We start from the raw sequence: 17918 nt of genomic DNA, 5'->3' as shown, positions 1-17918 counted from the left end.
GGCTTAATCCGGTGGCACAAGGAAGTCCACCTCGATGCTGTCCGGGCAGGTTGACGCAAGCCGGCGCAATGGATCGCTCAGAAACGAAAAGGCCATATCCGCGACACAGGGCTGATAGGCGATGGCGGCATGACCGGCCTCGGGCACGATAAAGCTTTGGCCATTGGCAAGTGTTTCAACCGCCAGAGCCGACCAGCTGGGCGCTGTCTGCGTATCCCAGTCGCTGCCGAGTGCGAGGACGGGAATATCCGAGACCACAGGCGTGTGAAAACCCGGCCTGTTGGACTGCTCAAATGCTTGGCAGGCGGCGAAAATATCACGCGCTGATGGGTCAAAGATCTCGCCGAATTCGGGCCAGGACAGGGCTTGGGTCGTGGTGCGAAAGCCGTCGTAGCTGTTGAACGGCAGGCTTTCCTGACAGGCGTAGACCATCAGGTGAAACTGGCTCAGGTCGGGTTCTATTGTCTGCGATATTCCAGTTTCGAGTGCTGCGAACACCCCCGCCACTTCCGCGTCGCTCATGGCGGTGATCAGATCGAGAAGACGCCTCTGGCGCGCGGGTGGAAAAGTATCCGTGACATAGCTGCGCAGGGCCATCCGATCCTTGCTACCCTCGCGCAGCATGGCGTAAGCCACCAGCGCCTTGCGCCGCGCCTCGGGGTCCGCAATCAGGCTGTCGGCAGCGGCAACCATCTCGTCATCAAGGATGCGCACCAATGGCTGGTCCGTTTCGGCCAGTTGCTTGCGCAGCCTTTGCAGGGCTGCATTGAGGGCAGCCTCCGCATCCGCACTGAGTTCTGCCAGTGCAACAGCATCGTCAACTGCCGCAGCCTCGGTATCCGTGAGCGTCGTGCGCAGGGCAGCGATCTGGTCCGGTGGCGCAGGGCGCAGGTCCGTTTCGGCCAGCAGCTGTTGAACAGGGTTATGATCGCCTTGTTTTGCAAGTTCATAGATCAACGCCGGCAGATAAGCCGTAAGCGTGCTTGGCGCGGCGGAGGTCGCATTTCGGCTCATCAACAGGGTTACGATATCCTCGAGCGCAAGGATATCTCCGTCCATATCACGCAGAACACCCGCAGCGGCACGCGCCAGCACATCCCGCAGGGCTTTGGTCAGATCAGGATAAGCGCCATGGCACTTTTCATCCGCAGCACAAGCCGCGATGAGCAGGTCAGTCGCCTCCGAGGCAGGCACGCCGAGCGTATCATAAAGCGGCACCTGAAGCGGTGCCACACCGTCGATGATGGCCGCGCGCACGCCCGCCGGCGCGCTGCGCAGGACCTCCAGCGTCAATCGCGAGCCATAAGAAATACCGTAGATATTATACCTCTCATAGCCCAGACCTGTCATCAGAGCCGCCACATCGCGCGCATTCTGCAGCGTATTGTATTGCGTGATGTCGCGTCCGTTTGCCTTGATGTCGTCAAGGCACCGGACAATGAAATCGGACGGGCGCTTGATAGCGTCGCCTTCGGTGAAGGGCAGGGCGTCGTCGATAACTTCGCCGATGGATTGGCTGAATAAAGCGCTGCAGGTGGCTGACGCGCCCGACAGTGCCGCCGCACGCTGGTCAAACATCACAACGTCGCGGGTCCGGCGAAACGTATCGAATATGCCCGCGAACTGCGCGATCCGGGAAACCGTGCCACCGCCGGGACCGCCATGCAGGTAGAGGAGCGGGTCAGGTTCTGCATATGCCGAATGCGATCTGAGAACCGAAAAGAACAATTCAACTGTCTGATCGGTGGGACTGTCGTGGTTTTCCGGCACGCTCATTGTCCCGCATATGATGGTTTGACCTTCGATTTCCGCGCGTCCCAGGGGCTGGGGGCAGGGCGCGATGGCAACGCGGTTGGCCGGGGTAAATCCGCCCTCGCTCAACGTCACGAATTGATCAGGCATGTCGGGCGCACCGGCGAGAGCGGCGATTGTGGCGAGTATTTCGGCAAGCTCCATGGCAACCCCTTTTGCATTATTCGACAGTCTGATCGGAACGTTTGAGCGTCATGCGAAAAATCTCGATCACATAACGCTGCCTGAAATCAAGGATTTCAACGCATTACGATGCAGTTGACGCTACAGGTATTTCGTCAGACGCTCCAGTTGGTTTATGCGGCCTGTCCAACGACCAAGGCATCTTTGCCGCTGCCACCGTTGCACCCTCCGCATCACGGCGCATTGAGGTATCATCTGCGCGCGACTATGCCTTGTGCGGCTCCAGCGTTTTCAACAATGCGCGGAAGGCCGCATGCGCCTGACCGGGATGGCGCAGTTTGCTGGCAGCGGCGAGGTTCGTCAGATTGTCCCCGGCGATGATCAGACCCACCATGCCCATTTCGTAATGTGGCAGGCAGATGTATCCGTAAATGCCGGGTATAGACAGGGTCACGCTGATCTCTTCGTCGATCCCGCCGTTCCAGGGCGTGGCCCCTTGCGGGATCATACCCCGTTTCGAGGCGGTATTATGCCCGCTGTCCGTGGCAAGAAAAGTGACGGTATCGCCCGCATTCACCCTCAGAATTGCAGGCTCAAACAGGTTGAGCCTTTGCGCATCCCCGCAGGCGGCATTAAGCATGAGCACCGAATGCCGCGCGTTTTTCTCTGCCGGTGTGAGGGGCCTGGCAATGGCTTGCGTTCCTGCCAGCGCCGCAAGGGAGAGTGTGAATTCACGGCGCGTAAGCATGGACAACCAGATCCTCCTTTGGGCCGGTGGTGATGTGGATATCAACGCCATAGGTCTGGCCGATCTCGGGGCTGTTCAGTACAAAACGCGGCGGGCCCTCGGCACGTATCTGACCGGCGCGCAACAGCAGCAATCGATCCGCAAAGCGGGCCGCGAGGTTCAGGTCGTGCAATGCGACAATGCCGATGGCATTGCGTTCGCGTACCCGATCCCGGATCCGGCCCAGCACATCAAGCTGGTGGTGCAGATCGAGCGCGGATGTCGGCTCATCAAAAAGATAAACATCTGCCTGACGGATCAGCGCCTGCGCCACGGATACCATCTGCGACTGCCCGCCTGACAGCTCGGAGATGTAGGCTTCGGACAGATGACCGATACCGGCATCATGCAGGGCAGCCCCGACTGCCTCCATATCCTCAGCGTTGACGCGCCAGCCCGCGAGGTTCTTGCGCGCCATCATCACGACGTCGAACACCCTCAGCGCGGCATTGGCAGCGAAGAACTGCGGCATGAAGCACACCCGCCGCAGCCTCTTGCGGGTGGAGAGCGTCGACAGATCGGTGCCGTTCAGGTTGACCATGCCAGTGCCGGGTTTCAGCAGGCCCGCGATGACCCGAAACAGGGTGGATTTGCCCGACGCATTCGGCCCGATGAGAGCGGTCAACTCGCCGCGGTGCAGCGCGTTGAAGCTGGTGCCCGAAAGCACGCGGCGGCTGTCATAGGCAAAGGTCAGATCGGTTGCGAAAAGGGTCATTACCAGTGCCTTTTGCGTTGGCTCAGAATGAGGCTGACAAAGAAGGGAATGCCAATCAGTGAGGTGATCATGCCGATGGGATAGACGATGCCCGGTGTGATCGCCTTGGACACGATGGAAGTTGCTGACAGGATCAGCGCGCCCATCAGGGCGGACAGGGGCAGAAAACCGCGCTGGTCTTCCCCGACGATGAGGCGTGCGATATGCGGTCCGACAAGGCCGACAAATGCAATGGCGCCCACAAAGGACACGGCAACCGCAGACAGCAGCGACACGCCCGCCAGAACGGCCAGCCGCAGCAGTGCGACATTGACGCCAAGCGCCGCTGCCTTGTCCTCGCCCATGCGCAGGGCCGTAAGCGCCCAGGAGCGTGATAGGAAATAGGGCAGCACGATGGCCAGTACCACCAGACAGATGCCAACCTTGGCCCATGTGGCGCGCGCCAGCGAGCCCATCTGCCAGAAGATCAGCTGCGCCAATTCCAGTTCGGACGCGCCGTATTGCAGAAAGGCCAGCAAGGCGTTGAAACTAAAGAGCATCGCGATACCCACGAGGATCATCGCTTCGGGCGTCACCCCGCGCAATTTGGTAAAGGCAAAGAGCGCCAGTGAGGCAAACAGCGAAAACATGAAGGCGTTGACCGTGACCAGCAGGCCGCCAACAGCCGGGATCACCGAAAAGCCAAGGACAATTGCAAGCGCCGCCCCGAAGGACGCCGCCGAGGACAGGCCGAGCGTGAAAGGGTCCGCCAGCGGATTGTTCAGGATCGTCTGCATCTCCGCGCCGGCAACGCCCAGCATTGCCCCCACCACAACCGCCATCAAGGCCACCGGCAGGCGCAAATCCCAGATGATGACCGCTTCCTTGGCGGTGGCGATCGAAGGATCAAGAATGACATGCAAGGTGCGCAGGAACCCAAGCTCCGCCGGTCCGGTGATAATGTCGATGACAATCATGGCACCCAGCGCAACGGCTGCAAGGCACACAAGGGCCACGCGTTTGGCAGAGCGCCGCCTATAGGCGCCGACGATGTCGCGCGCGGGATCGGGGTTTGTTGTTTGAACTGTCATAAATCAGCATCCTGTGGCAGGTATGACACCCGCCACAGGCATACCCTCAGTTGCCCGGCGCGCTGGCACTCAGCCAGAACTGTCCGGAGTTTTCATAGGGCATGAATCGTGCATGCATCCGATCGAAGGTCTCTTGCGGGTCCAGATCCTCGAATTCATCCGGGTAGAGCCATTTGGCGATCTGCTGGACCGCGATGAAGTGATAGGGCGAGTTATAGAACTGGTGGTAGATCGAGTGGTAATTGCCCTCTTTCACCGCCCGCATATCCGCAAAACCTGACCGTGACGCCAGCGCCTGTATTTTTTCGGCATTCACGACCGGGTCGGCTTCGTAGCCAAGCAAGGTAGCTGTGACTTCCGGCTTGGCCTCGGCCCAATTCGCGCCGGTGCCGATGATGTGTTCCGGGTCCGCTTCGATGATGCCTTCCAACGACAGGGTTACGGAATACGCGCTCGACAGGGTCGAGCCGAAGTTGCGCCCACCTGCCAGTTCCACAAAACGACCGTAGTTATATGGGCCAAACGAACGGCAGCAAAACTCCGGGTCCCATCCCGGCGCGTTTTCCATGACCACAAGCGGGCGTTCTTCGGCCGGGATCTGGTCAACCACATTGGATACCCTGCGCATCTCGCCGATGTAGAAGTCCACGAACTCCATGGCATTGACCTCTTCGCCAAGAAGGCGGCCCAGGATCAACAGCGATGGTACGGTGTTTTCCGTCGAATTCCGCCGGAAATCGATGAACACAACGGATACGCCGGCCTTGTCGAGTTTCTCGATCAACCCGGTTTCTTCGGCCTTGAACAGGTTGCCCACGTCCAGAAGGACCAGATCTGCCTCGGCCTCAAGCACAGCTTCGATGCTGAAATCACCGGCGTAGGGGTTGCCGAAATTGATCATCCGTGCTGCGTCCTCGGGAAAGGCCGCTTCGAATTTGCGAAAGGCATCGGGGTCATAAAGCACCAGATCATCTTTCCACCCGACGATTTTTTCGAACGGGTTGCCATCCACAAGGGGGGCAATCCCATACATCATCCGGCCTTCGCCGAGGACAATTTTGTCGGGCATTTCAGGCAGGGTGACTTGCCGGCCAGCGATATCTGTGAGGGTCAGAGCTTCAGCATGCGCATCAGGGGCTGTCGTGATCAACGTCACGGTGGCTGCTATAGCACCGATGAAGCCGCTGACGTTTTTCATATACGTCATAGCGGTCTCCTATTGGCTATGTCGGCCTTTGTATATCAGGCGCATACAAATGTCCAACTAATTTAGTCGGGAATATATATATTCGATCTCGCCGAAAATCTGACGATCGGTAACGAAGTGTGGTGTAGGTGCAACAGTCCTGGTCCGGAGGTTTTCAGCCCGCACTGCACCGCGCCCAGGCGGATGCGGCCTGCGCATCTCGCGCGCAGGTCGCTTGGTCTGGGCGCAGGCTGGCATCATCGCCAGCACATCACTTGCTCAGGCAAGGTGGCTTCTGAGGAACCAGGCGAATTTCTCATGCGCCTGACCGCGTGCGATGCACAGATCCTCAGTCAGCGTATCGCCACCTTGCGCCGCCAGCGCACCGGCGCCCGCAAGCGTCGCGGCCAGTGTTTCCTGCGCCTCTTGCAGCACTTTGATCATTTCTTCGGCGCTGGCCTTCCCGTCATGTTCCTTGATCTTCGAGCGCTTGAGCATGCCCGCAAGCGTCCCTTCCGCATGCGCATCCAGTGCCTTGACACGTTCGGCCAGATCGTCCTGCGCGACAAAGTGGTCCTCGTACATCTTTTGAAACAGCTCATGCAAAGGGCCAAAGGCCATCCCCGTCACGTTCCAATGAAAATTCTGTGCCAGCATGGTCGCGACGGCTGTTTCTGCAACACATTGATTCAATGCATCCGCAATCTGGTTTTTGACATCTGTCGAAAGCGCTGCCGCCGTCTGAGTCATATCACACGTCCCCGTTTCAAATAAAATGATGATTGCTGGCTTGCGGGCTGCTGGCTTGCTGGTGTGATTATAGCCAGCGGCGTGGCAATGCCAAGACACTTTAGAATAATTCTAATTCAGAGGAAAATACTCAGATACCAGAGGGAACGCATGGCCCGCCGACACGAGTATGCTTGCCTTGCAGGTTCGATCAGGGAATGATCGTCATATCACGCGCGGCACCCCCCCAGCCTGCATTGACGAAAAGGGCACATTCTGCCCAATTGACCGGAAAAACCCTCGCGCATGTCCAGCCCGTTCATCATTGTGGTCGCCTTGTTTTCATGGGCCACACTGCTCGTTGTCAGCCGGGTGGTCCTGTTGCGGTTCGGTCTGGACCCGTGGCTGTTCACATTCATCCAAATGATGGCGGGTGGTGCGTTTTTGCTGGCCGTTTCGGGCCGCTCCATCCGGGCTTGGGGCCTTTTGCGCGATCCGGTCATCTGGGTCTACGGGGTGTTACGGGTGGCGACGGCCGCGTTTTTCACCGCTTCATTGATCTATACGACAGCGGCAAATGCTGCGTTTCTCAGCATCCTGTCAGTTCCCACCAGTGTCGTTCTGCTGTGGTTCATCGCCGCGCGTCGTCCGCAGGCCGGGGAGTTTCCGGGCCACTTTCTGGTCCTGCTGGGTATGGTCTTGTTGACCAGCCAGCTTGACGGTGCCTGGCGCAATCCCGCGGTACTTTTGATGATCGCCTCGGAACTCTGTGTCGTACTTTCAACGTTCATCGCGGAAAAACACCCCGTCAACCAAACCCGAAACCCCCGCGCGCGCGCCGGATTGACGGGTGTCATGCTCTTGGTCAGCTCTTTTGTCATGCTGCTCTGCGCGCTTACGGCAGGGGCGGCGCTGAGCCAAATACCCCTGCTTGGGACCACGATGCTGTCGGGGCCGATCTGGCTGACGGATCCGCTGGTTGTTCTGAACCCTGTTTTGTGGGTGTCTGCGATCCTCGTGGGGGTGGCGTTGCGCGGGCCTTCGATGTTCGTTGCCTTGGCCGCCATTCATCGGGTGCGTACCGAGAATTATCTCGCCGGGATGGCAGCCCTGCCACTGGTGTCCTTGGCGCTGGAAAAAGCGGCCACAGGTCTGGGGCTGCTTGACCCGGTGCCCTTGGATGGGCCGACAACCCTGTGCGGTGTTGTCATGGTCACAGGGTCACTGCTGGTGATCTGGTCGCGCCATAAACGCAACGGACGTGAGCGCGCAACAGGTGCCCCGAACACCACCGAATAGGCTGGTGTTGCGGGTCGGTTTCATTCCGTTGCAGAAATCTCTTGAATTACCCAAATATTTTTGTCAGGAATTATGAAAGCAACCAGAACACAGGCAGCGACCAAGGTTTCAACAGTTTCGGGAACGCCCGCAGGTTTCGCCTGCTCTAAAAGTATGGCCGACCGCGGTCCCGGAAACGAACAAAGGGTACTGCCAGAATGCATTTCTTAGTTTCCAGACATCAGTCTATATGTGCGGCCTTTCGGGTCTGAGCCCCGCCGAGACGCGCGGATCTTCCCCGGAGGATCAGGCAATGACCCGTCAAGATGGCCGCGCCCCGCAGTGCTGTACCGCGCAGGACCGCGATGACAATCGGCACAGCCTGAAAAGCCTGAACGATTTTGAGCGGGGAACGCTCGAGGTGGCACGGTGTTTTTTCCAGACATTCGCTCATCCAGACGGGCAAAGCTGGATGCAGAGTTTTGATACCGCACGCAGAGCCTTCGAGACGGGCGACCCCGCGCAATATGTTTTCAAGATCCTGAGGGTCGTTCAGGCCATGCGCATCGCGCGCCGGTCAGCTTTCTGTTTTTCAAACCCGCATTGTACGGTGTGCGCTGGCATGTTGAGTGAAGGGGAAAAACAACTGACATCGGCTTTGGAGGCTGTGCGGGTGGGTAAACGGAGCAGCGCGCATATCCACGCATTGCTTTTGACCGAAGGGAACAATCCAAGCCAGATGCTTCACGAAATGCGCGCACTTTGCATTTACGGCGCCCAATTGGCGCATCCGGCAGATCACGGACCGTCGGCCGTCCAAGCCGCATACATCTGATGCGCCGCAAGGGTCCAGCGAAAGAAATACACGCTGTACTGTAGGTGCAAGGAGTCGGCGGGCCGTTTCCTGCGCGTGTTCAACGACCTTGTTCCCCGCTTGCCGGGCTGTCTGTTAAGTCACTGATCTATATGGAAATGGCGGAGAGACAGGGATTCGAACCCTGGGTAGGCTTGCACCCACAACGGTTTTCGAGACCGCCCCGTTCGACCACTCCGGCACCTCTCCGCGGGGGTCTGGTGGTGCGCGTGTAATTGGATTTTCATCGCCTTACAAGAGGGATCACGCCTGTTGGTGTGCCCTCGGGAAATTTCATTGCTCCTTTGCACAATTGCCCTAAGCTCCCATATGTTACCTAGGCGTTGCGACACAGGAGGCATAGATGACATCGATGATCCGGGCGGGGGTGCTGGTTTTGACGCTCTGCGCAGCCGCAATCACCATCGCAAAACCTTCTCAGGCTCAGAATACCGACCGTCTCGAAGCCTTTTTGAGCGCTACCGGGTTTGATGTTGCGCTCGAAAGCATGAAGCTGACAGCGAGCAGTGCGCCCGCGATGATCGGCCTTGAGGCGGAGGATTTCGGCCAGCAGTGGACAAGGTTGGTAGACGAAATATTCGACGCGCAAACGATGCACGATATGGCGATCGACATATTGTCACAGACGCTCGAAGAGGACCTGATGATCCATGCCGTTGACTTTTACACCTCGGATCTGGGCACGCGTCTTCTGGTTGTTGAAAACGCGTCGCATATGAAAGAAGACGATGAATTGAAATCGGAAAGCGGGCAGGCGATTATTGCGGGGCTTGTGCAAATCGGCTCGCCGCGCTTGCAGGAGCTGAAGCGCCTGAATGAAGCGGTCGGCTCTGAGGATGCCTCTGTCCACGCCATACAGGAGGTGCAGGTACGCTTCTTGATGGCGGCGGCCGCTGCCGGCGTGATCGAACTGCGCATGGATGAAGCGGATCTGCGCGAGAACCTCAGGCGGCAGGAAGGCGAGATGCGGCGCAACATGAAGGTGAACAGCCTGGCCGCGTCGGCCTATACCTATCAAGCCTTTTCCGATGACGAAATCAGCGCCTACGCGGATGCTTTGGAACATCCGAAAATGCAGAAGGTCTACGCCCTTATGAATGCCGTCCAGTTTGAGATCATGGCCGATCGTTACGAACAGATGGCCCTCGCGATGAGTGAATTGCGCCCGACTCAGGAGTTGTAAGCCATGCGTGCTGTGCTGCTTGCTGTCGGTCTGAGTATCTGCGCGTCTCCGCTTTGGGCGAATGCGCGCATGACCGTTTTGATGGATGTGCTGCGCATCAGCGAAGTGGTCGATATCTTGCGTGAAGAAGGCTTCAGCTACGCTAAAACGCTGGACGGGGACATGCTGAACGGGCAGGGGGGCGCGTTCTGGCAAGCGCAGGTCGACCAGATTTATGATGTGGAGATCATCACCGAACAGATCCGTCAGGCGCTGGAGCAGGGACTGAATGAAGATGATATCGATGCAGCCCTTGCGTTTTTTTCCAGCGATGCGGGCGTGCGGATCATTGAATTGGAAAATGCCGCACGCCGCGCGATGATGGATCCGGATGTGGAGGACGCGGCGCGTGACTTGTTCCTGAGCCTGCAGGGCAGTGATGATCCTTTGTTTCAACACGTGAGCCGCTTCATCGAGGTCAACGACCTGCTGGAGCGTAATGTGTCTGGCGCGATGAGTTCCAATTATCAGTTCTACAAGGGGCTTGCGGATGGCCGCTATACTGCAGAAAGCGAAGACGAGATTCTCGCGCAAGTCTGGGCGCAGCAGGAAGACATCAGGGCGGACACCAACGAATGGCTGAACGGTTTCCTGTTGATGGCCTATCAACCGCTGCCTGCCGAGATGATGGAAGGGTATATGGCCTATGCTCAAACCCCGGAAGGGCAGGCTTTGAATGCCGCGCTATTCGAGGGGTTTGAGACGGTCTATCGCGACATTTCCTATGCTTTGGGCCGGGCTGTGGCGTTAAATGCCGATGGGGATGAAATCTAGACGGCTTTTGCTTGACAAGAGCCGCGCGCCGGTGCAAACGACAGCTTCATCTTTGGGGTCCGATCGACGGATCCTTTTGCTATTTAACGTACATCCTTACAGGGATGCGCAGTTCGAGGCGGCCAAAAGGCCACAACACCCGAGACGCGGGCGGCCACAGAGCGCGGGGAAGAAAAGGAAACACGATGTTTGCAGTCCTCAAGACTGGCGGCAAGCAGTACAAGGTTCAGGCGGGCGATATGCTGCGCGTCGAGAAGCTGGCTGCGGACGCAGGTGAAACAGTTCAATTCAACGAAGTTCTGATGCTCGGTGGTGAAAACACCGTCGTGGGCGCGCCCTTCGTCAAAGACGCCGGCGTTCAGGCCGAGGTCGTCGACCAGATCAAAGGCGAAAAGGTCATCAATTTCGTCAAGCGCCGCCGGAAGCACTCTTCCAAGCGCACCAAGGGGCACCGTCAAAAGCTGACCCTGGTCAAAGTGACTGACATTCTGGCCTCCGGCGCAGATAAATCCGGCGTGAAAGCCGCAATGGGCGCAGGCTCCGTATCGGCAACAGCCGTTGCTGCCGCCGCTCCCAAGCCCACCAAGAAAGCCGCTCCGGCAAAAGCCGAGAAGGCTGAGGCCGCGCCCGCGGCAGGCGCGGATGATCTGAAAAAGCTGTCCGGCGTTGGCCCGGCGCTTGAGAAAAAGCTGATCGAAGGCGGCGTGACCTCCTTTGCTCAAATCGCAGCATGGACCGAAGCGGATGTAGCTGCTATGGACGAGAAACTGTCATTCAAAGGCCGGATCGAGCGTGAAGGCTGGATCGAACAGGCCAAAGAATTGGCTAAAGGCTAAGGAGAGACCAAATGGCACATAAAAAAGCAGGTGGTTCATCCCGTAACGGTCGCGATTCAGCGGGTCGTCGTCTGGGCGTGAAAAAATACGGTGGCGAAGCGGTCATCCCCGGCAACATCATCGTGCGTCAGCGCGGTACAAAATTCTGGCCAGCCGCAGGCGTTGGCATGGGTAAGGATCACACGATCTTTGCAACCGTTGATGGCGCTGTGACCTTCCACAAGGGTCTTAAAAACCGTACATTTATTTCGGTCCTGCCGGTGGCGGAGGCCGCTGAATAAGCCCTTCCTCAAGGACATGACACAATCAGGGGGATCGGCGTTACCGCCGGTCCCTTTTCTCATTTATGTCATGCGGAAACAGTAGGATAATGTGATGTCAAAGAGCGCCCATATTGGCAGGACTATCCTGCGTCCCGTTTTCAGATGTGGCGCCGCGCGCATTGTGGCCGCACTCAGTAACCTGTCTGCATCGTGCCGGCGCGCGCTGGTGCAGCATGCTTGGCCAGAAACGCAGGCGCAACACCTGCCTGTGCGCCATCGCTTAACGGGAAAAACGCATGCGGTGACAGGGCGGCATGCGATTATTGAATATTGTTCCGCCGACGTGCATCCGGGATACGGGTCAAACGAAGCCGTTCGGAGGCAAGACGACGGGTCCACGGAGATGCGCAGCACTCTTAAACGCGGCTGTCCGTCTTTTGGTGATGGGCTTTGCTCTGGCATGCTGGCCGACAAATCGGGTGCCGGGAAAGGTGGAGCGAAACCTGGGCTGGCACCCAAGCCTCATGATGGTTCGAGCCGAGTTGGAAGTTTGCAAATACCATCTTTGCAGATACAATTTTTGCAAAATTCCACTTTGCAAAGCGCGTGTTGGCCCTTTGCAAACCGGGTGACTCCAGCATGAGCGTTGCCGTCGCCAGTTTTGCGATCTTTGCCGCGTCTCAGGTCGGCACGCCGGGGCCTGCGAATATGGCACTCCTTGCCACGGGCGCGCGCTATGGTTTTCGCGCGGCACTGCCGTTTGTCGCGGGCGTCGCTTTGGGCAAGCAGCTTGTGATCTGGCCCGTCGGCTTTGGCCTGATGGAACTGGCAGAACGAGCGCCCTGGGTGTTCGAGACGCTGAAATATATCTGTGCCGCCTATATCATCTGGCTTGCGTGGAAGGTCGCAAATATGCGCCTGAACACGGCAGGGCAGACCGCGCAGGCGCCCGGTTTTGTTGCCGGTTTGATCGTTCACCCGCTCAACCCCAAGGCATGGGCGATGATCGTTGGCGGTTTCACCGCATTTGTCGACCCCGGCACGCCGACGCTTGAGGCCACGGTAACAATCGCCGTGGTACTGCTGGCCTGTCAGATCGTCCTGCACCCGATCTGGACGCTGGCGGGGGACGCAATCGCCCGCACCGTCGCGGGGACTGCGGGTGAACCTTATTTGATGTGGAGTCTGGCGGCTTTGACCGTCGCTTCGGTACTTTTCGTGTTGTTCGGAGGAGGAGCATAACGATGGAAATGGAAAAGATCGCAATACGGGCCCTTGTGGAAACGGAGCGTTTTGACCTGCGCCCCTTGCGCCGCTCTGACATGGGGCTGATCGAGCTCTACGGTGGGGATGAACGGGTCGCGCGAATGACGACATCGATCCCGCATCCGGTACCACCCGGCATGGTCGATGCCTATGTGACCCGCGCCATGGCGGATAAGCGCGACCAGGACATCTGGGCCATGGACGGCTCAAAGGCGGATGCGTCTGAACTGATGGGGGTGATTTCGCTCGAACGCATTGAGCGGGAGCAATCCGAGATAGAATATTGGGTCGCGCCGCCCTATTGGAACACAGGTCTTGCCTCCGAAGCGGTGCAGGCCCTGATCGATGCAAACCCGCATGGGGATAAAACATTCTTTGCCAGCGTGTTTCAGGACAATCCGGCCTCGGCGCGGGTTCTGACGCATTGTGGTTTCGAATACCTCGGCGATGCAGAAAGTTTCAGTGTCGCGCGCGGGACAACAGTGCCAACCTGGACGTATCTGAAAAAACTGTAATTGAGGGGCGCCGCCCTTCAGGCTAGGAAGCTTGCATGAAATTTCTTGATCTATGCAAAGTCTACATTCGATCCGGCGCGGGCGGGGGCGGTTGTGTCAGCTTCCGGCGCGAAAAATATATCGAATACGGTGGTCCTGACGGCGGCGATGGGGGCACTGGCGGCTCGGTCTGGGCCGAAGCTGTTGACGGGCTCAACACCTTGATTGATTTTCGCTATCAACAGCATTTCTTTGCCAAGAACGGGCAGCCGGGCATGGGCCGGCAGCGCACGGGCAAAGACGGCGACGACATTGTATTGCGCGTTCCCGTGGGCACCGAAATCCTCGACGAGGATCAGGAAACCGTCATATGCGACCTGACCGAGGTTGGCCAACGGGTGCAACTGGCACGTGGGGGCAACGGGGGTTTTGGCAATCTGCATTTCAAATCCTCGACCAATCAGGCCCCGAGGCGCAGTAATCCCGGTCAGGACGGTGTCGAAAGAACGCTGTGGCTGCGCCTGAAATTGATCGCGGATGTGGGCCTGCTCGGTCTGCCCAATGCGGGGAAATCGACCTTTCTGGCGGCGACCTCGAATGCGCGCCCCAAGATTGCGGATTATCCCTTTACAACGCTACATCCGAACCTTGGCGTTGTGGGTGTCGACAACACGGAATTTGTCGTGGCGGATATCCCCGGCCTGATTGAGGGCGCATCAGAAGGGCGTGGCCTTGGAGATCTCTTCCTTGGTCATATCGAGCGGTGTGCCGTGTTGCTGCATCTCTTTGACGGCACCTCCGAAACCCTTATTGAGGACTACCATACCATAATTGGTGAACTCGAAGCCTATGGCGTTGGTCTGGCGGACAAACCGCGCATTACCGTTCTCAACAAGATTGATGCACTGGATGAAGAGCGCCGTGCAATGGCATTGAAACAGTTGAATAATGTATGTGGCGGGGGTGTGATGGCGATGTCCGGTGTTGCCGGGGACGGCGTCACTGATGTGTTGCGAAAACTGCGCGGCGAGATCAGCGATGAGCCGCTGCGCCATAAACCTGTCGAGGAAAAAGAACCATGGCGGCCCTGACGGACGCAGATTGTCTGGTCGTCAAGATCGGGTCCGCCCTGTTGGTGGACCGGGACGCGGGCGGCTTGCGGCAGGCGTGGCTTGCGTCGCTGGCGCAGGATGTGGCTTGGTTGACGCGGCAGGGAGTAAAGGTCGTGCTCGTGTCCTCCGGCTCTATCGCGCTAGGGCGCGGCATCCTGAAGCTCTCCGACACCGATTTGCCGTTGGAACAGGCGCAGGCGGCCGCGGCGGTGGGTCAAATCCGCCTTGCGCGCGCCTATGAAGAAGTCCTCGCGCCGCATGGGATCACCACGGGACAGGTTCTGATGACGCTGGATGACAGCTCGAACCGGCGGCGATATCTCAACAGCCGCGCGACGCTGAAACAACTGCTGAGCATGGGCGTCGTGCCCATCGTGAACGAAAACGACACCATTGCCACAGATGAAATCCGCTTTGGGGATAACGACCGGCTGGCGGCGCAAATCGCGGTAACGGTCGGGGCGGATCAGCTTGTCTTGCTCTCGGATGTGGATGGGTTCTATTCGGCCAACCCCAACATCGACCCCACCGCGCAACGCTTTGATGAAATTGGTGAAATCACGCCTGAAATCGAGGACATGGCGGGCGACGCCTGTTCCGGCCTGTCCAAGGGCGGCATGAAAACCAAACTGATGGCGGCCAAGATTGCAACCGCGGCCGGATGCCGGATGGCGATTACCGAAGGCGTCGTTCTCAATCCGCTGCGGGCATTGAATGAGGGTGCTGCGGCCACATGGTTTCGGGCCGATACAGACCCGCAGGCGGCGCGCAAGGGGTGGATTGCCGCCATGAAACCCAAAGGCACTGTGCATCTGGACAGCGGGGCGCTGGCTGCTTTGCGGTCGGGCAAGAGCCTGCTGCCTGCCGGGGTGTCGCACATCACGGGCCATTTTCAGCGCGGCGACCCGGTGGCGATCGCCGATGGGGCCGGGCATACCGTGGGTCACGGTCTTGTGCGCTACACGGCGGAGGAAGCGGGCAGGATCATGGGGCGCAAGTCCAATGAGATTGAATCGGTCCTTGGCTATCCCGCGCGTGCGGCTTTGATTCACCGGGACGATATGGCATTAACGATCCAGAATGGCGATTGATTTCGAAGAGGGCGTGAGGGGGTAAGCAGATGAAAGATATGGACAGTGTGTCGGCCATGATGTCGCAGATCGGTCAGCGCGCAAAAGAGGCAGCCGCGAGCTTGGGATTTGCCTCGGTGGAACGTAAACACGCTGCCCTGATTTCTGCGGCAGAACACATCTGGACGCAGCGCGCCGCCATCCTTGAGGCCAATGCAAAAGACATCGCTTATGGGCGCGACAAGGGGCTGAGCGATGCCATGATGGACCGGCTTTTGCTGGATGAAGAGCGCTTGCGGGGGATCGTCACCAGCCTGCGCTCCGTGGCGGAACAGGCGGATCCGGTCGGCGAAGTGATCGCTGCCTGGGATCAGCCGACGGGCCTGCATATTGAACGGGTGCGCACGCCGCTTGGTGTTATCGGCGTGATTTACGAGAGCCGCCCCAATGTCACGGTGGATGCGGGCGCGCTGTGCCTGAAGGCGGGCAATGCGGTCATTCTGCGCGGCGGTTCGGAGAGTTTTCATTCCTCCAAAGCGCTCCATGCCTGTCTGGTTCAGGGCCTCCGGGATGCCAATCTGCCAGAGGCCGCGATCCAGCTTGTGCCCACCCGGGATCGCGCGGCGGTCAGCGAAATGCTGACGATGACCGATACAATTGATGTAATCGTGCCGCGCGGGGGCAAGGGGCTGGTCGGTCTTGTGCAGCGCGAGGCACGCGTTCCTGTCTTCGCGCATCTTGAGGGGATCGTGCACATCTATATCGACGCGGCAGCGGATGCTGAAAAAACGCTCAAAGTGGTGATGAATGCCAAGACGCGGCGCACCGGTATCTGCGGGGCGGCTGAATGCCTGCTGATCCACAAGGATGTGATGCCTACACTGGGCGCGGATGTCATAAAAGAGTTGATGCGCGCGGGTGTTGAGGTGCGGGGGGACGAAACCCTGTCCGCGATCCAAGGGGTGGTCAAGGCCACGGCCGATGATTGGGGGCGGGAGTACCTTGATATGATCGTCGCGGCCCGCGTCGTTGATGATATTGACGATGCGATGGCGCATATCCGGACCCATGGGTCGAACCACACCGACTGCATCCTGACGGAAGACGCCCGTGCTGCGCGGCGGTTTATGACGGAATTGGATTCAGCCATCGTCATGCATAATGCCTCGACGCAATTTGCAGATGGGGGGGAGTTCGGGATGGGTGCCGAAATTGGGATTGCGACCGGCAAGATGCATGCGCGCGGACCGGTGGGGGCCGCGCAATTGACCAGTTTCAAGTATCTGGTGAGCGGTGACGGGACAACGCGTGCCTGAAGCGTCTGATCAGATACTTGATGTATCAATCATCGCAGTATGCGTTGATATCCATGATGTCAGGCCGCGTTAAGCGTTTCATGTATTTCGCGTGACGCTCTAGAACCGCAGTTTGATTTCGCTTTTGCCGATCTCTGTCACTGTCTGGCGGTTCATATCGCCTGCGATCAGGGGCAGCAGGGCAAACTGCACCTGAGCGGGGCGCAGATCATCCGGCGCCTCCTTCGTGGCAAGAATATCCCAGAGCGCTTCGTCGATGTTGAGCTTGTCTGCGTGCCCATGCAGCAGCCATTGCCCGCCATCCTGACTGATTTCGATACGGCCCCCGTAGGGCATGGCCGTCTCCACACACAGCAGCGCCAGAAAGGCCATGCGCACGTGAGAGCGTGGCTGTGCATCCATGGGGCCCCACGCCACATTGAGGCGCGACCCCTGCATCACATCCTTGATGATCGACACGATTTCAGCGCGCCCCATCATCTGTTCCCCCGCAGCGCCAAAGGCCACGCGGAAATAGCGGATGCGCGCACTGGCATTGCCGACGCTTTCCTGGATGAGGTCCATCTCGGGGCCCGGTGCGCCGCCGGACATATCCAGCAGTTCGAGGCCATTGTTGATCGCGCCGATTGGCGATATCAAGTCATGGCAGATGCGACTGCCGATCAAGGCACCAAGGTTGATATTGCTTTGGCCCATTATTTTCTCCTGCGCGCAAAGGGTACAATGGAAGATACAAACGCTATATTTTCGCCGGGCATGCTGGTCATGCACCCAGAGCACCCGGAATGGGGCACAGGACAAGTGCAAAGTAACATTGGGGGCAAATTAACCGTAAATTTTAGAGATGAAGGTAAGATTGTCATTGATAGCGCTCGCGTTGCATTGCGTGCCGTCTTTGATGGATGAACATCCTTTCCAAAAGGTTAACGGCGGCCTTTATATTGTAAAGCCGTCAAAGGGTCGCGTGGTGCTTTGCACGACCGTGGTATAG

Annotated in this window: 19 protein-coding genes and 1 tRNA gene; 12 read left to right on the top strand and 8 right to left on the bottom strand. The window is 58.5% G+C overall.

From position 1 onward, the window contains the following. Nucleotides 1–3 precede the first annotated feature (3 nt). From RD1_RS12320 to RD1_RS12295, 6 genes are all read right to left on the bottom strand, one after another. Nucleotides 4–1956 (bottom strand): alpha/beta hydrolase, encoded by a 1953-nt coding sequence (locus tag RD1_RS12320; protein ID WP_011568839.1) that lies wholly within the window; start codon nucleotides 1954–1956, stop codon nucleotides 4–6. Nucleotides 1957–2200: 244 nt separating this feature from the next. Next, nucleotides 2201–2683 (bottom strand): pseudoazurin, encoded by a 483-nt coding sequence (locus RD1_RS12315; RefSeq protein ID WP_011568837.1) that lies wholly within the window; start codon nucleotides 2681–2683, stop codon nucleotides 2201–2203. Continuing rightward, nucleotides 2667–3437 (bottom strand): ABC transporter ATP-binding protein, encoded by a 771-nt coding sequence (locus RD1_RS12310; protein WP_011568836.1) that lies wholly within the window; start codon nucleotides 3435–3437, stop codon nucleotides 2667–2669. Before RD1_RS12310 ends, RD1_RS12315 begins: the two co-directional genes overlap by 17 nt. Next, nucleotides 3437–4507 (bottom strand): FecCD family ABC transporter permease, encoded by a 1071-nt coding sequence (locus RD1_RS12305; RefSeq protein WP_011568835.1) that lies wholly within the window; start codon nucleotides 4505–4507, stop codon nucleotides 3437–3439. The genes RD1_RS12310 and RD1_RS12305 overlap by 1 nt, the downstream gene beginning before the upstream one ends. A gap of 46 nt (nucleotides 4508–4553) precedes the next feature. Further along, a complete protein-coding gene (locus RD1_RS12300) occupies nucleotides 4554–5714 on the bottom strand; it encodes an ABC transporter substrate-binding protein (protein WP_011568834.1) in 1161 nt (386 codons plus the stop codon). A 258-nt stretch (nucleotides 5715–5972) separates the two neighbouring features. After that, the gene (locus RD1_RS12295; RefSeq protein WP_011568833.1) at nucleotides 5973–6443 is read right to left on the bottom strand and encodes a Dps family protein; all 471 of its coding nucleotides are present in this window, start codon (nucleotides 6441–6443) and stop codon (nucleotides 5973–5975) included. 285 nt (nucleotides 6444–6728) lie between these two features. Between RD1_RS12295 and RD1_RS12290 the strand changes: the two genes are divergently transcribed. Both RD1_RS12290 and RD1_RS12285 read left to right on the top strand, forming a co-directional pair. Continuing rightward, nucleotides 6729–7721 carry an EamA family transporter gene (locus tag RD1_RS12290; RefSeq protein ID WP_011568832.1) on the top strand — a complete coding sequence of 331 codons (993 nt, stop codon included), beginning with the start codon at nucleotides 6729–6731 and terminating at the stop codon, nucleotides 7719–7721. Between the two features lie 292 nt (nucleotides 7722–8013). Then, the gene (locus RD1_RS12285; protein ID WP_011568831.1) at nucleotides 8014–8535 is read left to right on the top strand and encodes a hypothetical protein; all 522 of its coding nucleotides are present in this window, start codon (nucleotides 8014–8016) and stop codon (nucleotides 8533–8535) included. A 138-nt stretch (nucleotides 8536–8673) separates the two neighbouring features. Here RD1_RS12285 and RD1_RS12280 read toward each other — a convergent pair. Next, a tRNA-Ser gene (locus RD1_RS12280) sits at nucleotides 8674–8763 on the bottom strand. Between the two features lie 154 nt (nucleotides 8764–8917). Between RD1_RS12280 and RD1_RS12275 the strand changes: the two genes are divergently transcribed. From RD1_RS12275 to RD1_RS12235, 9 genes are all read left to right on the top strand, one after another. Then, complete coding sequence (locus RD1_RS12275) at nucleotides 8918–9757, top strand: DUF2059 domain-containing protein (protein WP_011568830.1); 840 nt, start codon at nucleotides 8918–8920, stop codon at nucleotides 9755–9757. A gap of 3 nt (nucleotides 9758–9760) precedes the next feature. Further along, a complete protein-coding gene (locus RD1_RS12270; RefSeq protein WP_011568829.1) occupies nucleotides 9761–10570 on the top strand; it encodes a DUF2059 domain-containing protein in 810 nt (269 codons plus the stop codon). 185 nt (nucleotides 10571–10755) lie between these two features. Next, nucleotides 10756–11406, top strand: coding sequence for a 50S ribosomal protein L21 (locus RD1_RS12265; protein ID WP_044033127.1), 651 nt, complete (start codon nucleotides 10756–10758; stop codon nucleotides 11404–11406). A gap of 11 nt (nucleotides 11407–11417) precedes the next feature. Beyond that, complete coding sequence (gene rpmA, locus RD1_RS12260; RefSeq protein WP_011568827.1) at nucleotides 11418–11687, top strand: 50S ribosomal protein L27; 270 nt, start codon at nucleotides 11418–11420, stop codon at nucleotides 11685–11687. 621 nt (nucleotides 11688–12308) lie between these two features. Then, nucleotides 12309–12911, top strand: a complete 603-nt coding sequence (locus RD1_RS12255) for a LysE family translocator (protein ID WP_011568826.1) — start codon at nucleotides 12309–12311, stop codon at nucleotides 12909–12911. Nucleotides 12912–12913: 2 nt separating this feature from the next. Further along, nucleotides 12914–13450: a GNAT family N-acetyltransferase gene (locus RD1_RS12250; protein ID WP_011568825.1), complete on the top strand. Its 537-nt coding sequence runs from the start codon at nucleotides 12914–12916 to the stop codon at nucleotides 13448–13450. Between the two features lie 35 nt (nucleotides 13451–13485). Then, nucleotides 13486–14520, top strand: coding sequence for a GTPase ObgE (gene obgE / locus RD1_RS12245; RefSeq protein ID WP_011568824.1), 1035 nt, complete (start codon nucleotides 13486–13488; stop codon nucleotides 14518–14520). Then, nucleotides 14508–15632, top strand: a complete 1125-nt coding sequence (proB, locus tag RD1_RS12240) for a glutamate 5-kinase (RefSeq protein WP_011568823.1) — start codon at nucleotides 14508–14510, stop codon at nucleotides 15630–15632. The genes obgE and proB overlap by 13 nt, the downstream gene beginning before the upstream one ends. Nucleotides 15633–15661: 29 nt before the next feature. Next, a complete protein-coding gene (locus RD1_RS12235; protein WP_011568822.1) occupies nucleotides 15662–16927 on the top strand; it encodes a glutamate-5-semialdehyde dehydrogenase in 1266 nt (421 codons plus the stop codon). 99 nt (nucleotides 16928–17026) lie between these two features. Here the strand turns inward: RD1_RS12235 and RD1_RS12230 are convergent, their stop codons facing one another. Continuing rightward, nucleotides 17027–17623 (bottom strand): histidine phosphotransferase family protein, encoded by a 597-nt coding sequence (locus RD1_RS12230; RefSeq protein ID WP_011568821.1) that lies wholly within the window; start codon nucleotides 17621–17623, stop codon nucleotides 17027–17029. A 27-nt stretch (nucleotides 17624–17650) separates the two neighbouring features. Between RD1_RS12230 and RD1_RS20700 the strand changes: the two genes are divergently transcribed. Beyond that, a complete protein-coding gene (locus RD1_RS20700; protein ID WP_074958620.1) occupies nucleotides 17651–17833 on the top strand; it encodes a DUF3553 domain-containing protein in 183 nt (60 codons plus the stop codon). Nucleotides 17834–17918: the final 85 nt, after the last annotated feature.

The organism is Roseobacter denitrificans OCh 114 (assembly GCF_000014045.1).
GTDB classification, from domain to species: domain Bacteria; phylum Pseudomonadota; class Alphaproteobacteria; order Rhodobacterales; family Rhodobacteraceae; genus Roseobacter; species Roseobacter denitrificans.
This window is presented reverse-complemented; position numbering and strand designations above follow the sequence as displayed.